The 19,383-nt window shown below is 71.5% G+C and carries 14 protein-coding genes; 12 read left to right on the top strand and 2 right to left on the bottom strand.

The window, feature by feature from the left end; genetic code table 11:
* Positions 1-31 precede the first annotated feature (31 nt).
* From LFM09_RS19025 to LFM09_RS19015, 3 genes are all read left to right on the top strand, one after another.
* Entirely contained in the window at positions 32-955 is a 924-nt protein-coding gene (locus LFM09_RS19025; RefSeq protein ID WP_414097814.1) for a hypothetical protein, read from the top strand.
* Positions 952-1,707, top strand: a complete 756-nt coding sequence (locus LFM09_RS19020) for a M15 family metallopeptidase (protein WP_414097813.1) — start codon at positions 952-954, stop codon at positions 1,705-1,707. Before LFM09_RS19025 ends, LFM09_RS19020 begins: the two co-directional genes overlap by 4 nt.
* A 339-nt stretch (positions 1,708-2,046) precedes the next feature.
* Positions 2,047-3,048 (top strand): aldo/keto reductase, encoded by a 1,002-nt coding sequence (locus tag LFM09_RS19015; protein WP_414097812.1) that lies wholly within the window; start codon positions 2,047-2,049, stop codon positions 3,046-3,048.
* Here LFM09_RS19015 and LFM09_RS19010 read toward each other — a convergent pair.
* Entirely contained in the window at positions 3,042-3,794 is a 753-nt protein-coding gene (locus LFM09_RS19010; protein ID WP_414097811.1) for a thioesterase II family protein, read from the bottom strand. The two genes, LFM09_RS19015 and LFM09_RS19010, sit on opposite strands and share 7 nt — an antisense overlap.
* Complete coding sequence (locus LFM09_RS19005) at positions 3,791-5,035, bottom strand: cytochrome P450 (protein ID WP_414097810.1); 1,245 nt, start codon at positions 5,033-5,035, stop codon at positions 3,791-3,793. The genes LFM09_RS19010 and LFM09_RS19005 overlap by 4 nt, the downstream gene beginning before the upstream one ends.
* Positions 5,036-5,570: 535 nt before the next feature.
* Between LFM09_RS19005 and LFM09_RS19000 the strand changes: the two genes are divergently transcribed.
* The 9 genes from LFM09_RS19000 (at position 5,571) to LFM09_RS18960 (ending at position 19,370) form a co-directional block, all read left to right on the top strand.
* Positions 5,571-6,839 (top strand): condensation domain-containing protein, encoded by a 1,269-nt coding sequence (locus tag LFM09_RS19000; RefSeq protein ID WP_414097809.1) that lies wholly within the window; start codon positions 5,571-5,573, stop codon positions 6,837-6,839.
* Positions 6,817-7,185: an acyl carrier protein gene (locus LFM09_RS18995; protein ID WP_414097808.1), complete on the top strand. Its 369-nt coding sequence runs from the start codon at positions 6,817-6,819 to the stop codon at positions 7,183-7,185. The genes LFM09_RS19000 and LFM09_RS18995 overlap by 23 nt, the downstream gene beginning before the upstream one ends.
* A gap of 77 nt (positions 7,186-7,262) precedes the next feature.
* Complete coding sequence (locus LFM09_RS18990; RefSeq protein WP_414097807.1) at positions 7,263-10,631, top strand: amino acid adenylation domain-containing protein; 3,369 nt, start codon at positions 7,263-7,265, stop codon at positions 10,629-10,631.
* A complete protein-coding gene (locus LFM09_RS18985; protein WP_414097806.1) occupies positions 10,628-11,767 on the top strand; it encodes a hypothetical protein in 1,140 nt (379 codons plus the stop codon). The genes LFM09_RS18990 and LFM09_RS18985 overlap by 4 nt, the downstream gene beginning before the upstream one ends.
* Positions 11,764-15,300, top strand: a complete 3,537-nt coding sequence (locus LFM09_RS18980) for a type I polyketide synthase (RefSeq protein WP_414097805.1) — start codon at positions 11,764-11,766, stop codon at positions 15,298-15,300. The genes LFM09_RS18985 and LFM09_RS18980 overlap by 4 nt, the downstream gene beginning before the upstream one ends.
* Positions 15,297-16,574, top strand: coding sequence for an MFS transporter (locus LFM09_RS18975; RefSeq protein WP_414097804.1), 1,278 nt, complete (start codon positions 15,297-15,299; stop codon positions 16,572-16,574). The genes LFM09_RS18980 and LFM09_RS18975 overlap by 4 nt, the downstream gene beginning before the upstream one ends.
* Positions 16,571-17,839, top strand: coding sequence for a cytochrome P450 family protein (locus tag LFM09_RS18970; RefSeq protein WP_414097803.1), 1,269 nt, complete (start codon positions 16,571-16,573; stop codon positions 17,837-17,839). The genes LFM09_RS18975 and LFM09_RS18970 overlap by 4 nt, the downstream gene beginning before the upstream one ends.
* Positions 17,836-18,549, top strand: coding sequence for a thioesterase II family protein (locus LFM09_RS18965; RefSeq protein WP_414097802.1), 714 nt, complete (start codon positions 17,836-17,838; stop codon positions 18,547-18,549). Before LFM09_RS18970 ends, LFM09_RS18965 begins: the two co-directional genes overlap by 4 nt.
* Entirely contained in the window at positions 18,546-19,370 is an 825-nt protein-coding gene (locus LFM09_RS18960; RefSeq protein WP_414097801.1) for an SDR family oxidoreductase, read from the top strand. The genes LFM09_RS18965 and LFM09_RS18960 overlap by 4 nt, the downstream gene beginning before the upstream one ends.
* Positions 19,371-19,383 lie beyond the last annotated feature (13 nt).

Here is a 19,383-nt window from a genome sequence, read left to right as displayed (position 1 = left end):
TGATCTGCAGAATCGAGACCCTCGTCCTGCGGTGAGCGCGCCCCGCTCGTTGTACGAGCACGCCCTCGCTCTGCACCGACAATTCCCGCACGGCCCGCTGCCCTACGACGGATCCCCGTACCCGGACAAGGCGCGATGGCGCGCCCGCGGGTTCCGCCAACAAGATCCCCGCACGGCGGGCGCCGACGCTGCCACCGTCCTCGACGCGTACTTCGCCTCCGACGACACCACGCCCGAGCGGCTGGCGAGACAACTGGCCGACCTCCAGGTCCCCATCCACCGCAACAGCCACATCAGCGCCGCCGCGTTGCGAGCCGACCGAACCCGCGTCCGGCGAACCGGCAGGTGGCTCGTGCGGCACAGCCACGACCGGGACGCCGCCATCGTCGGACTTGGCCTGCTCGCCACCGACCACGACAACCGCGACATCCCGCTGATCCAGACCATCGGCCTGCTCTCGGACCACTTCGCCGCGCTCGCCTCCGACGCCCTGCAGAGCCGGCGCCACGACAGCCAAGCGTTGATCTGGCTGGCGGAGCGCACGGCGGGCTGGGGCCGCGTCTACGTCGTGGAAACCTTGTGCAGGCGCGAAACCGGTCGTGAGTGGTTGCTCCGGAACGCCTGCGACGGCGACTACCTCAACGGCTACTTCGCCGGCGCGGTGGCCACGACCGCCCACCTCCACGCCGCGATGACGTCCGACGACGTGGACGAGGCACTGGTCGACCACACCGGCCGCCTGCTGCTCGTCATGTCGCACTGCGGCGGCATGGGCATGACGCTGCGCGAGTATCCGCCCGCCGTCACGGTGATCGAGGCCTACGCCCGCCACCACGCGCGGCTGGAGCCCGCTCCAGACCGCGACGCCACCGCCTCCGCCCTCGCGTGGAACCTCCAGAAAGTTCCACTGACCGGTCTGAACACTCCAGAGGTGGTCCGCGCGCTGCTTAGATGAACGCCGTGCGAGCCATGATCACAGTGCTGCTCTCAGTCGTCCTGACCTCCCCGGCGGTGGCCCACGCCTCGCCGGGGTTCGTCGCGTTGAAGGACGTCGACCCGACGATCCGGTCCGACATGCGCTACTACACCGCGCACAACTTCGTCGGCAGCCGCATCGACGGCTACGAGGCGCCGCTGTGCATCGTCACCCGTCCGACGGCGCTGGCGTTGCGCAAGGTGCAGCGCGAGATGCTGCGGCAGGGCTACACGCTCAAGGTCTACGACTGCTACCGCCCGCAGCGCGCGGTCGACCACTTCGTGCGGTGGGCCAAGGACCTGGCCGATCAGCGGATGAAGCCCGAGTTCTACCCGCGGGTCGACAAGACGCGGCTGTTCGAGGACGGCTACATCGCGGAGAAGTCCGGGCACAGCAGGGGTTCCACGATCGACCTCACGATCGTGAAGCTGCCGCCGCGGTACCAGCGGCCGTACGTGCCGGGGGAGCGGCTCGTCGACTGCGCCGCGCCTGATCGGTTCCCGGACAACACCGTGGACATGGCGACGGGGTACGACTGCTTCGACACCCTCTCGCACACCGACGACCCGCGGGTGGTCGGGAAGGCTCGGGAGAACCGGCAGCTGTTGAAGGATGCGATGGTGCGCAACGGGTTCCGGAACCTGCCTGAGGAGTGGTGGCATTTCACGCTCAACGGTGAGCCGTACCCGGACACCTATTTCGACTTCCCGGTGTCACGCCGTTCCCTCTGAGGTAGACGTAGCCCACCTCGACTCGGTCCGCACAGGCCGCATCCGTCATCCCGCTCCGGTGGGCACACTCGAGCCGGCGCTCCGACATCCAGTTCGTGTCCGTTTTACTGCGATACGGGAGGTATGTCGTCGTCAAGCGGCCGGCACACCTCACCGGATTTCGATGCGCGGATTCCTTGTCCTGCTGGGCTTCCGCACCCCTTCGAGGCGGAATGCGATTACCGGAGCCGTGATTACGGGATCTGGACCGGATGGTTGCGGTCTGTAGTAGTCTTCGGCGCGAAGATCGCCCGAGGGGCGGTGCGCGCACATGCGGAAATCCAGTCTTGGGGGCTTGAATTGAAGTACCGCGCAATCGGACAGAACCCGGCGACTCGGCGTGAGGTCAGCGTCATCGGGCTCGGGACGATGTTGTTCGGCACGGCCACCGAGGAGGAGCAGGCGTTTCGCATTCTCGACCGGTACGTCGAGGGTGGTGGCACGTTCATCGACACCTCCAACAACTACGCCTTCTGGTACGAGTCGACGCAGGGCGGCGAGAGCGAGGCGGTGCTCGGCCGGTGGCGGCGCAGCCGGGGTGTCGGCGACGAGGTCGTCATCGCCACCAAGCTCGGCGGGCGGCCCAACCGCGCCGGGATGGCGTTCGCCGACACGGCCAAGCCGGAGAACATCGAGGGCCTGTCCGCCAAGGTGATCCGCGAGTCCGCCGAGCGCAGCCGCGACCTGCTCGGGGTCGAGAAGATCGACCTGCTCTACGCCCACGTCGAGGACACCCTCGTGCCGCTCGAGGAGACCGTCGAGGGGTTCGCCGATCTCGTCGGCGACGGCACCGTGGGCCTGCTCGGTGTCAGCAACCACTGGTCGTGGCGGGTCGAGCGGGCGCGGGCGCTGGCCGCCGCCGCGGGGCTGCCCGGCTACGAGGTCGCGCAGTACCACTACAGCTACCTGCGGGCGCGCACGGACAAGCCTGGTCGCCGCTCCCAGGACGGCAACCAGGGTGTGGTCAGCGGCGACCTGCTCAGCTACCTGCGCGCCACCCCGGAGATGTCCCTGGTCGCCTACTCGCCGCTGTTGTCCGGCGGCTACGTGCGGGACGACAAGCCGCTGGGTCCGGACTTCGACCACGCGGGCACGCCGGCGCGGCTGCAGGCGCTGCGCGAGGTGACCGCCGAGACCGGCGCGACGGCCAACCAGGTGGTGCTGGCGTGGCTGATCGGCGGCGAGATCCCGGTCCTGCCGCTGGTGGGCGCGTCCTCCGTGGCACAGCTGGACGAGAGCCTGGCCGCGGCCGACCTCGAACTGACGGCCGACCAGCGCGCGAAGCTCGACGCGGCCTACTGACCTGGAGCGCCGACCGGGTGCAGGTCCGCCGCGGTGGTCCGCAGGACCTGCACCAGGCCTTCCGGTGAGAAGAAGTGCCCACCGGGCACGACGGTGAGGTCGAACTCCGCCGCGGTCTCCTCGCGCCACGGGCGCATGGAGGCCGCGGACGCGATCTGGTCGTCGGCACCAGCGAACGCCCGGATAGGCACGTTCAGGGGCGCCCGCTCCGGTGGCACCAGGCGGCCGACCACGGCGAGGTCGGCCCGCACGGTCGGGAGAAAGAGCTCCAGCAGGTCCGGCTGTTCGAACACGACCTCCGGTGTCCCACCCAGTTCGCGCAGGTACGCCACCAGGCCCTCGTCGGACTCCGACCAGCCGCGCACCGGCAGGCGCAGCGCGGGGGCAGGGCTGCTGGCCACGAACAGGCGCTGCGGAGCCCGCAGGCCGAGCTCGCGCAGCGCGTGCGCCAGCTCCAGCGCCACCCGCGCGCCCATGCTGAAGCCGTAGCACGCGAACGGGCGGTCCAGCAGCGGTTCCAGTGCCGTGACCAGGTCCGTCACCAGCGGACCCATCTCGTCGTAGGGCGCCTCGGCGTACCGGTCGTCACGCCCCGGCAGCTGCACCGCGACGGGCTCCACCCAGTCCGGCAGGTCCGCGGGCCACGTCCGGAACATCGCCGCGTTGCCGCCCGCGTAGTGGAAGCAGAGCAACCGCACCGCGGCGTCGTCGCGCGGGCCGTAGTTCCGCGTCCACCGAGGCCTCATCCGGCGCGACGGCGTGCCGTGATCGGCACGTGCTTGTAGCCGGACACGAAGTTCGACACCAGCCGCTCCGGTGCTCCCGCGGGCCGGAAGTCCTCGTAGTCCCTCAGCAGTTCCTCGAACAGCACCCGCAACGTCACCCTGGCCACGCTGTGCCCGATGCAGTAGTGAGGCCCGGCGCCGAAGGCCAGGTGCTTGTTGGGCTTGCGCCGGATGTCGAACGTCGAGGCGTCGGCGAACTCCCGGTCGTCGCGGTTGGCCGCACCCAGCCACACGACCACGGCGTCACCCGCGCTGATCGGCGTGCCGCTGACCTCCACGTCACGGGTGGCGTAGCGCAGGAAGTGGTTGACCGGCGAGGCCCAGCGCAGCGCCTCCTCCACGGCGGTCACGCCCACTTCCGGGTGCGCGGCCCAGTCCGCCAGCACGTCGGTCTCGATGAACTCCGCCATCACGAAGTTCGGGGAGTGCGGGGTCGTGACGTTCGCACCGAGCAGCAGGCTGTAGCAGTTGGACACGATCTCCTCGAGCGACATGTGCCGGCCCTCGAAGCGGGTCGTGATCAGCACGCTGATCAGGTCGTCGCCGAGGTGGTCACGGCGGTGCCGCACCAGGTCCTGGAAGTAGCCGAACAGCTCGTGGTGGGCGATGGCCAGCGTGATGCCCCGGCCGCCCTCGCCCTGGTACTCGGGGTCGTCCGGTGCGATGCACGTGGTGTTGAGCGTGGTCAGCCACGGCCAGTCGGACTCGGGCAGCGCCATCATCGTGCCGGTCACGGACATCGGCATCGCCAGCATCGCCTCGGCGAAGTCGAACACGCCGCCGTCGCCCAGCGGCTGGATCAGGCCGCGGACCCGGTCGCGGATCATGTCGCGCTGCCGGTCGACCGCCTTGATGGCCAGCGCCTTCTTCAGACGCGTCTGCATGTCGGTGTGCCGCGGCGGGTCGGTGACCGCCAGCTGCGTGCCGCCCGCCGGGTCGTCGGTGCCGAGCAGGTCGAGCAGGGTGCCGCGCTCCGAGGTGAAGGTGGCGGTGTCGCGCAGGACCTGGTCGGCGTCGGCGAACCGCACGGCCGAGAAGAACCCGCGGTCCGCGTCCACCTGGCGCCAGCTCAGCCCGTCCACCTCGCGCAGCTCACGCCAGACGTCGTAGGCGTGCCCGTCGCTGTAGAGAGTGGGATCGACGAGGTCGTCGTTTCCGAGATGAATCGGGCACCGCGGTGGAGCGACATCATGCGTGGTCACGGCTCGCCATTCTTTCGTATTTGTGGCATGCGGAAACCCTCGGTTGTGCCGAGTGCGCATAACAAATGTGGACGTGCAGGTCTGCCCGGAAGTAGTCGGATCATACTTCCGGGAGTTGCAGTCTCATTGCAGGCTTGAGTGAGCGGACACCTTGGACGTAGTCCCCCTGAAAGTCAAGAAAAATGTCCGGATGGCTTCGGACTCCCCCGAGTCTGCCTTCGTTACTCCCCAGTAGTGAAGGTCTGCGTTTGTTCCCTCATTCGGAGTCAAGCATGGAGTGTTTGCCAGAGTCAACAGCAGTTTTCAGATGCCCTCGGTACGGCCGTATGGGTGTACGAGATAGGGCGATCGGTGTGTCGAACGGCACCTCCCGATCATCGGATGGAACGCGTTGACAACGTCGACTACGCACTTTTAGTATCCTCCGCCAACGGGGGTTGAATGCGCCATGCCAGGGGATGGGGATTTGGCGGAAATCAATGTTGTCGATGTTGCGTGGCGTGATGCCACCCCTGCTCAGCAGGGGATTTGGGTTTTGGACACCGACGAGAAACTGCGTCCGACCTATCTGATCCCGACGGTGCTGGAGTTCACCGGAGCACTCCGCCACGACCTGTTGGTCGCCGCCGCGCAGTCCGCCGTGAGCAGGCATCCGGCACTGCGGTCGCGGTTCCGGCTCGACACCGCCACCCGCCGGGTGCAGTACCACACCGACGGGCCGCCCGGTGAGATCGGCTTCATCGACGCCGTCGCCGACGGCTGGTCGGCCGAGGAGCTGGACGGCCTGGTCGACGTGCTGTGCTGGACCCCGTTCGACCTGGCCACCGAGGCCCAGGTGCGCGGCGAGGTGGTGCGGGTCGACGAGACCACGACGCTGCTGGTGCTGACCATGCATCACATCTCGTTCGACGGCTGGTCGCGGCACCTCCTGGTCGACGAGGTCATGTCCACCTACCGCTGCCTGCTCGAGGGGCGCGAGCCGCGGCTGAGCCCGGCCGCACATCCCGCCGACCTGGTCACGGTGCTCTCCGGGCAGGAGCTGGCGGAGCGGGTCGACGAAGCCGTGGAACGGCTGCGAGGCGCGCCCACCACCATCGGGCTGCCCTACGACCGCAGGTCCGCGACGCCGTCGGTGATCGGCGCCAACCTGGCCCTCGAACTGGACGCCGAGCTCAGCGGCGCGGTGCTCGAGGTGGCGAGCCAGGAGGGCTGCACGCCGTTCATGACGGCGGTGGCGCTGCTGGCCGGCACGTTCTCCCGCACCACCGGGCAGCGCGACTTCCTGTTCGCCCTCGGGTGGCCGGGCCGCGAGGACCCGGCGACCGCGGACGCCATCGGGATGTTCATGTCCACGCTCGTGCTGCGCGTCGAATTCGACGACACCACGACCTGGCGCGAACTGCTGGCCTGCGCGCGCAGCGGCGCGCTGGAGGCGTTCATGGACTGCGACGTGCCGCTCGACGCGATCGCCACCGCCCTCAACCCCGGCCGCCAGGTGATCTGGCCGCCGATGACCCCGGTGCTCGTCAACGTGGACGACCTGCCGCTGGAGCTCGACCTGGCCCCCGGCGTCACGGGCCGGTACCGGCTGACCGGGCCGGTCTACACGAAGTACGACCTGGACCTGTTCGTGCGGGTGGACGACCACGGGCCGGACGGATCCCGGCTGACGCTGTCGATCGACTACCCGCTCGACCTGTTCGACCACCAGACGATCGAGGGCCTGCTCTCGGCCCTGCGGCGCAGTGCGCACGATCTCGCATACTCCGCGGAGGAATCACATGACCGACCTGCAGACCACTGACGGCGGCCCGACAGCGGCGAACCTCGACGATCCCGGCACGCGCCTGGAGGTCGTCCGCTCGGTGTGGCGGGAAGTCCTCGACGTCGCGGACGTCTCCGACGACGCCACGTTCTTCGACCTCGGCGGCGACTCACTGCGCCTGGTCATCCTCGTCGAACGCCTCAACCAGGCGACCGGCCGGAAGCTCAAGACCGTGGACCTGTTCCGCGCGGGCACCGTGCGCGGGCACGCCGACCTGCTCGCCGAGTCCGACCGGCCGGCGTCCACCGGGTTCCGCGGCACCGGCCGCGACCACCTCCTCGCCGCCGCGCGCGCCCGTGCGGGCTCGCCCCGGCAGGAGCAGTAGCCGGCCCCGTTCGCCGGTCCGGAACCGAACCAGTGCGCGCCGATCCGCGCCACCGACCCGAGCTGTGGAGATCAACCATGTCGTTGGACGAGTACGCGGTGGCGGTGCTGGGCCCCGGAACCGACGTGGCGGGCTTCGCCACCCGCAGCTTCATCGGGCTCGGCGGCGACTCGCTCCTGGCGATGCGCCTGGCGGCGCTGTCCCAGGAACGACTCGGCGTCCGGCTGTCGGTGGCGGACCTGTTGTCCTCCACGCCGCTGGCGACCGTGCTCGCCGAGAGCGGCGCTGTCGGAGTGGACGGACGGGCCGCCGAGCCGGAGGCAGAGCCGGACGCCGGCGCCCCGGCGGTGCTCTCACCCACCCAGCGCGGCATGTGGATGATGGAGAAGCTGCTCGGCGGCTCCACCTACAACCTGGTCTTCACCTGCTTCGTGGACAGCGGCGCACTGGACCGGACGGTGTTCGAGCGCGCGGTCGCGGCGACCGCCGCCCGGCACGCCACGCTGCGCACCGTGTTCCGCGAGCACGACGGCGAGGTGGTGCCGGTCGTGCTCGACGCGCCCACGCCCGTCATCGCCGACGTCGAGCACGACGGAGACCCGGAAGGGTTCGACGAGTTCGTTCGCGCCACCGCCGCCGAGCGCGGCCGGGAGCCGTTCGACCTCACCGCGGCCCCGCCGCTGCGGTACCTGCACCTGTCCAACCCTGAAGGACGACAGGCGGTCGTCCTCGTCGCGCACCACATGATGCTCGACGGCTGGGCGGTCGGCCTGCTGCTCAACGAGACCTTCGCCCACTACAGCGCTCTGGTCACCGGCTCACCCGCCCCGTTCACCGGCTCCGGTCCCACGATGCGAGCCCTGGTCGGCGCGCAGGAGAAGGCCCGCCGGTCAGGACTGTGGGACGACCAGGCGGAGTTCTGGATCAAGCACCTCGACGGCGTTCCCACCGTGCTGGAGGTGCCCACCGACCGTCCGCGCCCGGCCGTGCAGAACCCGGCCGGCGCACGGGTCCCGCTCGACCTCGACGCCGACCTGAGCGCACAGGTCGCCGACCGGGCGCGCGAGCTGGGCATCACGCCGTTCGCGTTGCTGCTCGGCGCTTACGGGCTGGCGCTGAGCCGCTGGACCGGCGCCGGCCGACTGCTGGTCGGTGTCTCGCTGTACGGCCGCGACACCACCGAACTCGCCGACCTCATCGCGGTGGCGGGCAACCTGGTGCCGGTCCGGATCGACGTGGACGACGACGCGGCTCCGGCGGACTTCCTGCGCTCCGTGCAGGAGTCGTTGGCGCGCGGCATCGGCAACGGCGCGCTGCCGTTCGACGAGCTCGTCACCCGGCTCGGGGTCGAACGCGGCCTGGGCGCGCATCCGTTGGTGCAGGCATGTTTCGGCATGCACGACCAGCTCGTGCCGCACCGCGTCCTGGCCGAGGGCGCGGAGATCCGGGTGGAGGAGGGCCACGGCGGCGGCGCGCAGTTCGACCTGTCGCTCCTCTTCGGACGGTCCGAACCGGCGCTGGGCGCGCAGCTGGAGTACGCGACCAGCCTCTGGGACGCCGCCGACGCGCAGGCGTTCCTCGCCGGCTTCACCACCGCCGTGGAAGAGCTGGCCACCGCGGACGGCAGACTCGAGGACCTGCGCTGCCTGTCCGGCGACGGGCACCGCGTCCTCGACGCGCTCAACGCGACCCGCCAGGACTTCCCGGACGCCACCCTCGCCCAGCTGTTCCTCGACACCGCGCGACGCACCCCGGACGCGGTGGCCGTGCGCGACGGCGACACCGAGCTGACCTACGCGCAGCTCGTGGGCGCCGCCGCGGAACAGTCCCGGCGGCTGCGCGAACTCGGTGTCGGCCACGGCGACCGCGTCCTGGTCGCGGTGGACCGCTCGGTCGCCGAGATCGTCGCCGTGCTCGGGGTGACGTGGACGGGCGCGGCCTACGTCGGGGTGGACCTGAACGAGCCGGCCAGGCAGGTGGACCACATCGTCGCCAAGGCCGGGGCTAAGGCCGCACTGGTCTCCTCACCCGACCTCGTCGCGCGCCACGGCCTCCCGGTCTGCCCGACGTGGGACCCGTCGTGGGCACCCGCTGACGGCGAACCCGCCACCGGTGCGCCCGGCGACCTCGCCTACATCGCCTTCACCTCCGGCTCCTCGGGGCTGCCCAAGGGCGTCGCGGTGCCACACCGCGCCGTCGTGCGGCTGGTGCACGACGCCGACTTCGTGGCGCTGGGGCCGGGGGAGCGGATGCTGCGGCTCTCCCCGCTGGCGTTCGACGCCTCCACCCTGGAGGTGTGGGGGCCGCTGCTGGGCGGCGGCGCGCTGGAGATCTACCCGCCGGGCATCCCCTCGCCGACCGAGCTGGGCGGTTTCCTGCTCGACCGCGGGGTCACCGTCGCCTGGCTCACCGCGGGCCTGTTCCGGCTGGTGGAGGAGTTCGCACCGGCGGCGCTGGGCGGGCTGCGGCAGCTGCTCACCGGCGGCGACGTGGTGCCGCACGACCACGTGGCGCGCGCCTTGGCGCGGCACCCCGGCCTGGTCGTCACCAACGGCTACGGCCCCACCGAGAACACCACCTTCACCGCCACGTACTCGGTGTCCGCGCCTTCGGACGTGGACGGCCCGTTGCCCATCGGCACTCCGGTGCCCGGCACGCGTGTCCACGTGCTCGACGAGCGGCGCCGACTCGTGCCGCCGGGTGCGGTCGGTGAGCTGTACGCGGCCGGCGCCGGACTGGCCGACGGGTACGTGGACGACGAGGCCCAGACCGCGAAGGCGTTCGGCCGGTTCTCCCCGGACGTCCCCGAGCGCCTGTACCGCACCGGTGACCTGGTCCGCGTCGACACCTCCGGGAGGCTGCGGTTCCTCGGCAGGAGCGACGACCAGGTGAAGCTGCGGGGGTTCCGCGTCGAGCTCTCCGCGATCACCGACGTGCTGGCCGCCGACCCGCGGGTGCGCGACGCGGTCGTCGTGACGACGGAGGGCGACAGCACCGACAAGCGACTGCTCGCCGCGGTGGTCCCGGCAGGCGACGACCTGCGCACCGAGGAACTGCGCGACCTGCTGGCCGAGCGCCTGCCGTCCTACATGGTGCCGGTGCTGTGGGCCGTGGTGGACCGGATTCCGGTGACGGGCAACGGAAAGGTCGACCGCCGGGCGCTCGCCGCCGGCGCGACGCCCGCCGGGGTGCGGCCCGCGGCGCCGCCGGTGCGGCAGGACCCGCTGGGCCCGGTCCCGGACCTGTTCTCCCGTGCGCTGCAACAGGAAGTGGACCTGGAGGCCGACACCGACTTCTTCACCGTCGGCGGCAACTCGATGGGCGCGGTCCGGCTGATGCGGCTGGTGCGCGACGAGTTGGGCGTGACCGTGCGGCTGCGGGACTTCCTGCACACGCCCACGCCCGACGGCCTGCGCCGGCTCATCGAGAAGGCCGCGCGCTCGTGACCGGTCTGGTGCGCGACGACGTGCGCGGGATGCGGTGGGACGACGACCTGGAGTGCTGGATCGTCTCCGACCCGGAGCTGGCCCGCCAGGTCCTCGGCAACCCCGGTTTCTCCTCCCGCACCTCGCAGCGGCTGGGCGAGCTGTACATGACCGAGGAGTCGCGGCGCGAGTACCACGCGCTCACCGAGTTCCTGCGGCTGTGGTTCGTGCACACCGACGGCGCGGAGCACACCGCGTTGCGCCGGCCCGTGCAGCGCCTCTTCTCCGCCTCCGCGGTGCGCGCGCTCGCGCCGCGCATCACCGAGATCGTGGACGGGTGCCTGGACGACCTCGCGGCGGACGCGCGGCGCGACGTCGTGCCCACCGTCGCCGAGGGCGTGTCGGGCCAGGTGATGGCGCACCTCGTCGGCGTCACGCAGGAACCGTCGGTGCTGCACGGGTGGTCCAGGACCCTGTCGGGGTTCATCGCCGCGATGTACCGGCGCGACCACGCCGCCGCGGCGCACCGGGTGATGCTGGAGATGGAGGAGGCGCTGGCGAGCGCACCCGCCGTCGAGGGCTTCCCCCGCGACACCCCCGAGGACCGGGCCCGCACCACCGCGACGTGGGCGATGCTCCTGTTCGGCGGCCTGGAGACCACCGCGTCACTGCTGGGTTCCAGTCTGCTCGCGGTGCTGGGTGATCCCGCGCTGTGGGCAGCGGTCCGCGAGGACCGGCCCGGCGTCGTGGAGTCGATCGTCGAGTCGGTGCTGCAGCAACGTCCGCCGCTGCGCAACGTGGGCCGGGTGGTCGCCGACGACTTCGAGTTCGCGGGCATGCGGTTGCAGGGCGGCGACCTGGTGCTGGTGTCGCTGGAGGGCGACGGGCTCTTCGACGGCCACCGGCCGGGGCAGGAGCTCGCCCTGCCGCCCGCCGAGGAGCAGGGGCAGCGGCACCTGGTCTTCGGCCACGGCATCCACTACTGCGTCGGCGCGCCGCTGTCCCGGCTGGAGGCGGCGACCGTGCTGCGCCGGTTCGCACTGCGCTTCCCCGACGCGAAGCTCGCGGACAACGCCGCGGTGTGGGGTCCCAACCTGTCCTACGTCGGCCTGGACCACCTGTACCTCGACCTCGGCGACGGGGGACGACGACCGTGACCCCGAGCACGTCACCGAACGCCGTCGCCGTCGTCGGGATGGCCTGCCGCTACCCGAAAGCCCGCGACATCGCCGAGTACTGGGCGAACCTGCGCGCGGGAGTGGAGGGCATCACCCGGTTCGACCCCGCGGAACTGGTGGCACGCGGCGTCGACCCCGGCCGGGCCGCGCGCCCGGACTTCGTGCCCGCCAAGGGATACCTCCCCGCGTCGGAGAACTTCGACTGGTCGTTCTTCGGCTACAGCCGGGCCGAGGCGGCCGGGATCGACCCGCAGCAGCGGGTGTTCCTGGAGTGCGCGTCGGCGGCGGTGGACGACGCGGGCATCGACCCGGTGCGGTTCCCCGGCTGGATCGGCGTGTACGCGGGCGCCGACGTCGTCCCCACCTCCGCCGACGACGGACAGAGCGAGATGTCCAGGGTCATCGGGCTGGAGAAGGACTTCCTGGCCACGCGGGTGGCCTACAAGCTCGGCCTGCGCGGCCCCGCGGTGACCGTGCAGACGGCGTGCTCGACGTCCCTGACCGCTACCCACATGGCGGTGCGTAGCCTGCTGGGCTACGAGTGCGACGCCGCCCTGGCGGGTGGCGTGGCCGTGACCGGCCGCAACGACTGGGGCTACCTCTACGAGCAGGGCGGCATCCTGTCGCCGGACGGCCGGTGCCGTCCCTTCGACGCGCAGGCCGCAGGCACCGTGCCCAGCGAAGGCGTGGGCGTGGTGGTGCTCAAGCGCCTGGAGGACGCGCTGCGCGACGGCGACCGGATCGCGGCGGTCATCCTCGGCTCGGCGATCAACAACGACGGCGCGGACAAGATGGGGTACACGGCGCCGTCGTTGCGGGGGCAGAGCGAGGTCGTGCACTTCGCCCAGCAGGTCGCGGGCATCGACCCCGCGGACATCGACCACGTCGAGGCGCACGGCACGGCCACACGCATCGGCGACCCCGTGGAGGTGCAGGCACTGGCCGACGTGTTCGGCGGCACCGCCACCGGTTCGTGCCTTCTGGGCGCGGTCAAGAGCAACCTCGGCCACACCGGCGCGGCGGCGGGGGTGGCCGGGTTGATCAAGACGGTGCTGATGCTCGAACACCGCGAGATAGTGCCGACGCTGCACTACGACCGGCCCAACCCGTTGCTGGACCTGGATTCCACGCCGTTCCGGGTGGCGGCCGAGACGCAGCCGTGGCCGGACCGCGGGGTGCCACTGGCCGCCGTGAGCGCTTTCGGCGTCGGCGGGACGAACGCGCACGTGATCCTCCAGGCCGCACCGGAACGGACGCGGCCCGCGGCGCCGGGACACCGGGTCCTCGCGCTGTCCGCGGCTTCTCCGCAAGCGCTGGACGGGATCCGCGGCGCGCTCGCCGACCGGCTCCGCTCCACCGACTCGACCGTGGCCGAGGTGGCCCGCACCCTGGCCGACCGGCGCACCCACCGGCACCGGCGGGCCGTCGTCGCGCGGGACACCGCGGACGCCGCCCGGGTGCTGCACGACGACGCCGGGCACGACCAGCTGCCGAGTCCGCTGGGCCGGGCGGTGTTCCTGCTCCCCGGCCAGGGCACGCTCAAGCACGCCGCGGGCGCGGCCGCGCACCGGCTCCTGAGCGGGTTCCGCGCACAGTTCGACGAGATCGCCGACGCCGTCGGCACCGCGCACGGGCTCGACCTGACGCCCGTGGTGACCGACTCCGGCGCCCCGGAGTGGTTCGAGCACACCGTGCACCAGCAGGTCGGGCTGTTCGCGCTGGGCTGCGCGCTGGGCCGGCAGCTGCGCGACTGGGGTGTCGAACCGGCCGCGCTGTTCGGCAACAGCGTCGGCGAGTACGCCGCCGCCGTGCTCGCGGGGGTGTGGACGCCCGCCGACGCGGCCAGCCTGGTCCACGAGCGCGCCACCGCGATGTGGCGGACCGACCCCGGCGTGATGGCCGCGGTGTCCGCGCCCCTGGACGAGGTGCTGCGCCGCATCGAAACGCACGCGGAGGTCTCCGTCGCGGTCAACGGACCCGGCCGCGTGGTGCTCTCCGGCGGTCTGCCGGCGATGGAGAAGCTGCTGGCGAGCGACGACCTGCACGGCCTGGACGTGCGGCAGCTGGCCACGCGACGCGCGTTCCACTCGCCCGCCATGGACCCGGCCGCCGAGGCCCTGCGGTCCGCACTCGCCCGGACGTCCGCGGCCCCGCCGCGGGTACCGATGATCTCCAACGAGACCGGCGGCTGGTCCGCTCCGGACGCCGTGACCGCACCGGACTACTGGGTCGGGCAGCTGCTGCACCGCGTCCAGCTCGCCGACGGAGCCGCGACGCTGCTCGCCGCGGGCCACGACGCCTACCTCGAACTCGGGCCGGGCACGTCGATGATCAGCACGCTGCGCAGGCACCAGGACTGGGTCCCCGAGCACACCGCGCTCCCGCTGCTCGGCGGCGTCGACAGCGAACGCGACCTGCTGCGCGCCGTAGCGGCGCTGTGGGAACGAGGCGTTGACGGCGCGCTCCTCGACGTGACACCGGACTCGGCCACGCTGCGGTGCTCGCTGCCGCCGCACCCGTTCGCGGCCGTGAGCCCGGACGTCGAGCAGGAGTCCCGGCCCACCACGAAGATCACCGGACGGCCCGCCCGCACCACGCTCGCCGACCTGTGGAAGTCCGCACTGGGGGTGTCCTCGGTGGCGGCGACGGACGACTTCCTCGCCCTGGGCGGGGACTCGCTGATGGTGGTCGACCTGCTCGGCCAGGTCCGCGAACTCACCGGGGTCGCCGTGTCTAGTGTGGACTTCCTCGGCGACGCGACGTTCGGCGCGCTCACGGTGCTGGTCGGTCCGGGACGAGCCGAGGTGCCCGCCGGCGTGCTGGCCTTCGGCGCGGACCGTCCCGGCAGGCCGCTGTTCCTGGCCGCGGACGCGATGGGCACCGCCCTGGGCTACCGGACGCTCGCCGGCCTGCTCGACCGCCCGGTCTACGGCCTGGAACCCGTGGGACCGGTGACCGGGGTGGAGCGGTTGGCGGCGCAGCACGTCGAGCACGTCCTGGCGGTGCAGCCCGAAGGCCCGTACACGGTCGGCGGCTGGTCCTTCGGCGCGACCGTGGCCCACGAGATGGCCTGTCAGCTGACGCGCCTCGGCGCCGAGGTCGACGTGCTGGTCTGCCTGGACGGCTTCGTCCCCGCGATCGGCACCCCCGTCGGCGCCGACCTCGGCCACCTGGCCGGCGGAGTCCGGGCGCAGGCGAGCGCGCTGCTGGGCGTCGGCCCGTTCGGCCGGCTGGTGCGCCGGGCACCGCAGGTCCGGCGGCAGTTCGTCGGCAACATCGCCGCCCTGCTGCGGTACCGGCCAGGGCCGCCCGCGTTCCCCGCGGTGCTCTTCCGCGCCGGCAACGACCACCGCGACGCCGCCCGGCTGCGGGCGCGGCTGTCCCGCGTCTACCAGAGCGACGTCGGGGTCCACCTCGTCGGCGGCGACCACTGGTCGATCCTCGCCGATCCGCACGTCCACCACCTCGCGGACGGGCTGCGCGCAGCGCTTCGCACAGGGGAGAACCGATGACCAGCAATCCCACCGAGACCGACCGGCTCCAGGACGGCAGCCCGCCGCCGCTGGTCCCGTTGCGCCGCAACGCGAACTTCCAGGCGTTGTGGACGAGCGAGTCGTTCGCCGCGGTCGCCAAGGAGACAGCGGAGTTCGCCTACCCGCTGCTGATCCTGGCCACCACGGGCTCCGCGCTGTACGCGGGCACGATCGCCTCGATCCAGGTGGTGGTCGCCGGTCTGGTGTCCATCCCGGCGGGCAGCCTCGCCGACCGCTTCGACCGCAAGACCCTGCTGGTGGTGTGCAACCTGGTGCGGGTCGTGCTGCTCGGCCTGTTCGGCCTGGCCATCGCCTCCGACTTCGTCACCTTCCCGCTGGTGCTGGGCATCTCCATGGCGTCGGCGGTGTTCCTGAGCCTGTCCCAGCCCGCGGGCATCGCCGCCATCAAGTCGCTGGTGCCCCCGGAGCAGGTGACGACCGCGATCTCGCAGAACCAGATCAGGTTCTTCGGCGCCACGCTGCTCGGCCCGCCGATCGGCGGGTTCCTGTTCGGCCTCAACCGGGCGTTCCCGTACCTCGGCGCGGCGCTGGGGTTCGTGATCTCCACGCTGCTGCTGTTCCTCATCAAGAAGCCCCTGCAGTCCCCGGCCGCCACCGACAACGACGGCAAGCGGCACGCCAAGGAGGGCTTCAAGTTCATCCGGCACAACCCGATCCTGCTCGTGCTGCTCACGTGGGTCATGGGCTCGAACATGGTCTTCAACCACACCGGCCTGTTCATCGCGATCGCCGCCACCGCCCACAGCGCCGAGGCGAGCTCCGCCACCACCGGCGCGGCCGTCGCGTTCGCGGGCGGCGGTGGCCTGATCGGCTCGCTGATCGGCTCCTGGGTGATCAAGACGCTGAAGCCGCGCACGATCATGCTCTACGCCGCGTGGGTCGGCCCGGTCGCCGCGATCCTGCTGTCGTTCACCCCGCCGCTGATCGTCATGGGCGTGATCGTCGGCTTCGTGTTCCTGCGCGCGCCGATCGTCGGTTCGCTGTTCATCTCCTACGTGACCGTGTTGGCTCCGGACAAGCTCCAGGGCCGGGTGCTGGGCGCGATGTTCTTCCTGGCGATCATCGTGCAGCCGCTGGGGATCTTCCTGCTCGGCACGATCTTCGACTACGCCGGGCCCACGGCCGTGTTCCTGTTCATCTTCGCCGTCGCCGCGCCGACCGCGCTGCTCACCCTGACCCCGACCATCCGCAACCTGCGCCGTCCCAGCGAGCTCGAGGAGTCCAAGGCATGACCGCACTCGAAGGTGACACGACCGGCTCACCGGAGGAGGCGCTCGAGCGGGAAACGCTCCCGCCCGAGTTCTTCAACGACCCCGGCGACGACCCGCACGGCTGGAACGCGGCGCTGCGCGCGGGCTGCCCCGTGCACAAGATCAACCACCCGCCGGGCGCCGAGGCGTACGTCGTGGCCGACTACGCGAACACCCTCAAGGCGTTCAACGACCCCCGCCTGTCCAAGCGGATCGACGCCGCGCCCGCGTGGTTCCAGGAGCAGCTGCGCGACGCGTCACCGGTGCTGATCAAGAACATGATCACCGCCGACCCGCCGGACCACACCCGGCTGCGCAAGCTGGTCAGCCGGGCGTTCACCGCGCGCAAGATGGAGCAGTTGCGGCCGCGCATCCAGGAGATCACCGACGAGCTGATCGACGACCTGCCGGACTCCGGCGAGGTCGACCTCATGAAGCTGGCCTACAACCTGCCGATGCGGGTCATCTGCGAGTTCCTGCGGGTGCCTGACGACGACCGTTCGCAGGTGCAGCACGACGTGGTGATGCTCAGCGAGGCGCCCTACCCCGACGAGGAGCGCAACGCGCTGCTGAGGGTCGCCAGCGACAAGATCGAGCGATACCTGCTGGACCTGCTCGCCGAACGCCGCCAGGACATGGGCGACGACCTGGTCAGCGAGCTGATCCGGGCCGCCGACGAGGACGAGGTGTTCACCGAGGACGAGCTGGTCTCCACCCTCGTGCTGCTGATCATCGCGGGCCACAAGACCACCGCGAACCTGATCGGCAACGGCACCCAGGCGCTGCTGCAGCACCCGGACCAGCTCGCGCTGCTGCAGGCCGACCCGTCGCTCGCCGAGAGCGCCGTGGAGGAGTTCCTGCGCTTCGAGGCCCCGGTGTTCCGCGGCACAATCCGCATCGCCACCGAGGACATGCAGATCGACGGCGTGGACATCGCCAAGGAGAGCTTCGTCCACCTGCTGCTCAGCTCCGCCAACCGCGACCCCGAGGCGTTCACCGACCCCGACCGGCTCGACATCACCCGCTCGCCGAACCGGCACTTCGCGTTTGGCCACGGCGCGCACTTCTGCGCGGGCGCCCCGCTGTCGCGAGTGGAGGGGTCCGTGGCGTTCCCGACCCTGCTGCGCAGGCTGCCGGGCCTGAGGCTGGTGGACGATCCCGACAAGCTGGACTGGATCTTCGACAACTCCACCAGCCGCGGCCTGCGGTCGCTGCGGGTGGCTTATGACACCAGGCTGCCCCGATGACCGGGATCGCCGAGCCGACCGCGCTGGTGTGCCTGCCCTTCGCCGGGGCCGGCCCGTCGTTCTTCCACCCGTGGTCGGCGCTCGCGGGCGAGTCGTGGCGGGTGTTGCCGATGCAGCTGCCCGGCAGGGAGCGCCGCATCTTGGAGGAGCCACACCGCGAGGTGGGCGCCGCGGTGGACGAACTGCTGCCCGGCCTGCTCGACGCGCTGGTCGACACCAAGCGCGTGGTCCTGTTCGGCCACAGCCTCGGCGCCGTGCTGGCCTACGAGCTGGCGCACCGGCTGGTCGGTGTGTCCGACGTCGAGGTGCTGCGGCTGTTCGCCAGCGGGTCCCCGGAGCCGCACACCCAGCGGGCCAGGCGTGCCACCGGGATGTCGGATGACGAGTTCGTGGCCCGTGTCCGCGAGTTCGCGGGGTTCAGCGACGAGGCGCTGGACGACCCGGAGATGCGGGAGCTGATCCTGCCGACGCTGCGCGCGGACGTGGAGATGCACGAGACCTACGTGCCCAGCACGTCCAAACCGCTGCCCGTCCCCGTCACGGCCCTGCGAGGAACGCACGACGAGCTGGTCAGCGCCGAGCAGGCGGCCGGGTGGGCCACCGCCACCAATGCGGAGTTCGAGCTGGTGGAGCTCGCCGGTGGGCACATGTACCTCACCGAGGCCGGTCGGCAGCTGACCGAGTTGATCGATCGAACGGTCAACTCATGAGGCTGGCGGGCAAGACCGTGCTGGTGACGGGCGCGGCCCGCGGCCTCGGCCGGGCGTGCGCCCTGGCGTGCGCGGCCGAAGGTGCGGACCTGGCGCTGCTGGACGTCTGCGCCGATCTGCCGGGCGTGCCCTACCCGCTCGGCACGACGGGGCAGCTCGAGCACACCGCCGCGCTGTGCCGGGAAGCGGGTGCGGGCGTGCTGACCAGCATCGCCGACGTCCGCGACCCGCACGCCGTGGGGGAGGCCGTCGACCTCGCCCACGACCGGTTCGGCCGGATCGACGCGGTGGTCAACAACGCGGGAGTCGCCGCACCCTCCGGCAAGCCGGTGCACGAGATCAGCGAGGACGAGTGGGCGCTGATGATCGACGTCGACCTGGCGGGGGCCTGGAGGGTCATCCGGGCGGTCGGCAAGCGGATGTGCGCCGCGCGGTCGGGCAGCATCGTCAACATCGCCTCGACCGCGGGACTGGTGGGGTACCGGCACTTCGCGGGGTACGTGGCCGCCAAGCACGGCGTGGTCGGCCTGACCAAGGCCGCGGCGCTGGACTTCGCCCCGATGAAGGTCCGGGTCAACGCGGTCTGCCCCGGTTCGGTGCGCGACGACGCGGCGATGGAGGGGCGGATGCTCGCCGAGATCGCCCGCGCGCTGGACGTGCCGGTCGGCGAGCACGAGGAGACGTTCGTGCAGGCACAGCCGATGAACGCGCTCATCGAGCCGGCGGACATCGCCGCCGCCGTGGTGTACCTGCTGTCCGACGAGTCCCGGCAGGTGACGGGCTCGGTGCTCACGGTGGACGGCGGGTTCAGCGCGCGCTGAACCCGTGGATGGG

This window comes from Lentzea alba, assembly GCF_047445655.1.
In the GTDB taxonomy this organism is placed as follows: Bacteria; Actinomycetota; Actinomycetes; order Mycobacteriales; family Pseudonocardiaceae; genus Lentzea; species Lentzea alba_A.
Note: the sequence above shows the minus strand (reverse complement) of the source record. Positions and strands in the feature narration are given on the sequence as shown.

Coding starts and splice junctions, on each gene's coding strand:
- LFM09_RS18990 (WP_414097807.1), top strand. CDS start 7,263: ATGTCGTTGGACGAGTACGCGGTGGCGGTGCTGGGCCCCGGAACCGAC.
- LFM09_RS18960 (WP_414097801.1), top strand. CDS start 18,546: ATGAGGCTGGCGGGCAAGACCGTGCTGGTGACGGGCGCGGCCCGCGGC.
- LFM09_RS18995 (WP_414097808.1), top strand. CDS start 6,817: ATGACCGACCTGCAGACCACTGACGGCGGCCCGACAGCGGCGAACCTC.
- LFM09_RS19010 (WP_414097811.1), bottom strand. CDS start 3,794: ATGAGGCCTCGGTGGACGCGGAACTACGGCCCGCGCGACGACGCCGCG.
- LFM09_RS18970 (WP_414097803.1), top strand. CDS start 16,571: ATGACCGCACTCGAAGGTGACACGACCGGCTCACCGGAGGAGGCGCTC.
- LFM09_RS18965 (WP_414097802.1), top strand. CDS start 17,836: ATGACCGGGATCGCCGAGCCGACCGCGCTGGTGTGCCTGCCCTTCGCC.
- LFM09_RS18975 (WP_414097804.1), top strand. CDS start 15,297: ATGACCAGCAATCCCACCGAGACCGACCGGCTCCAGGACGGCAGCCCG.
- LFM09_RS19020 (WP_414097813.1), top strand. CDS start 952: ATGAACGCCGTGCGAGCCATGATCACAGTGCTGCTCTCAGTCGTCCTG.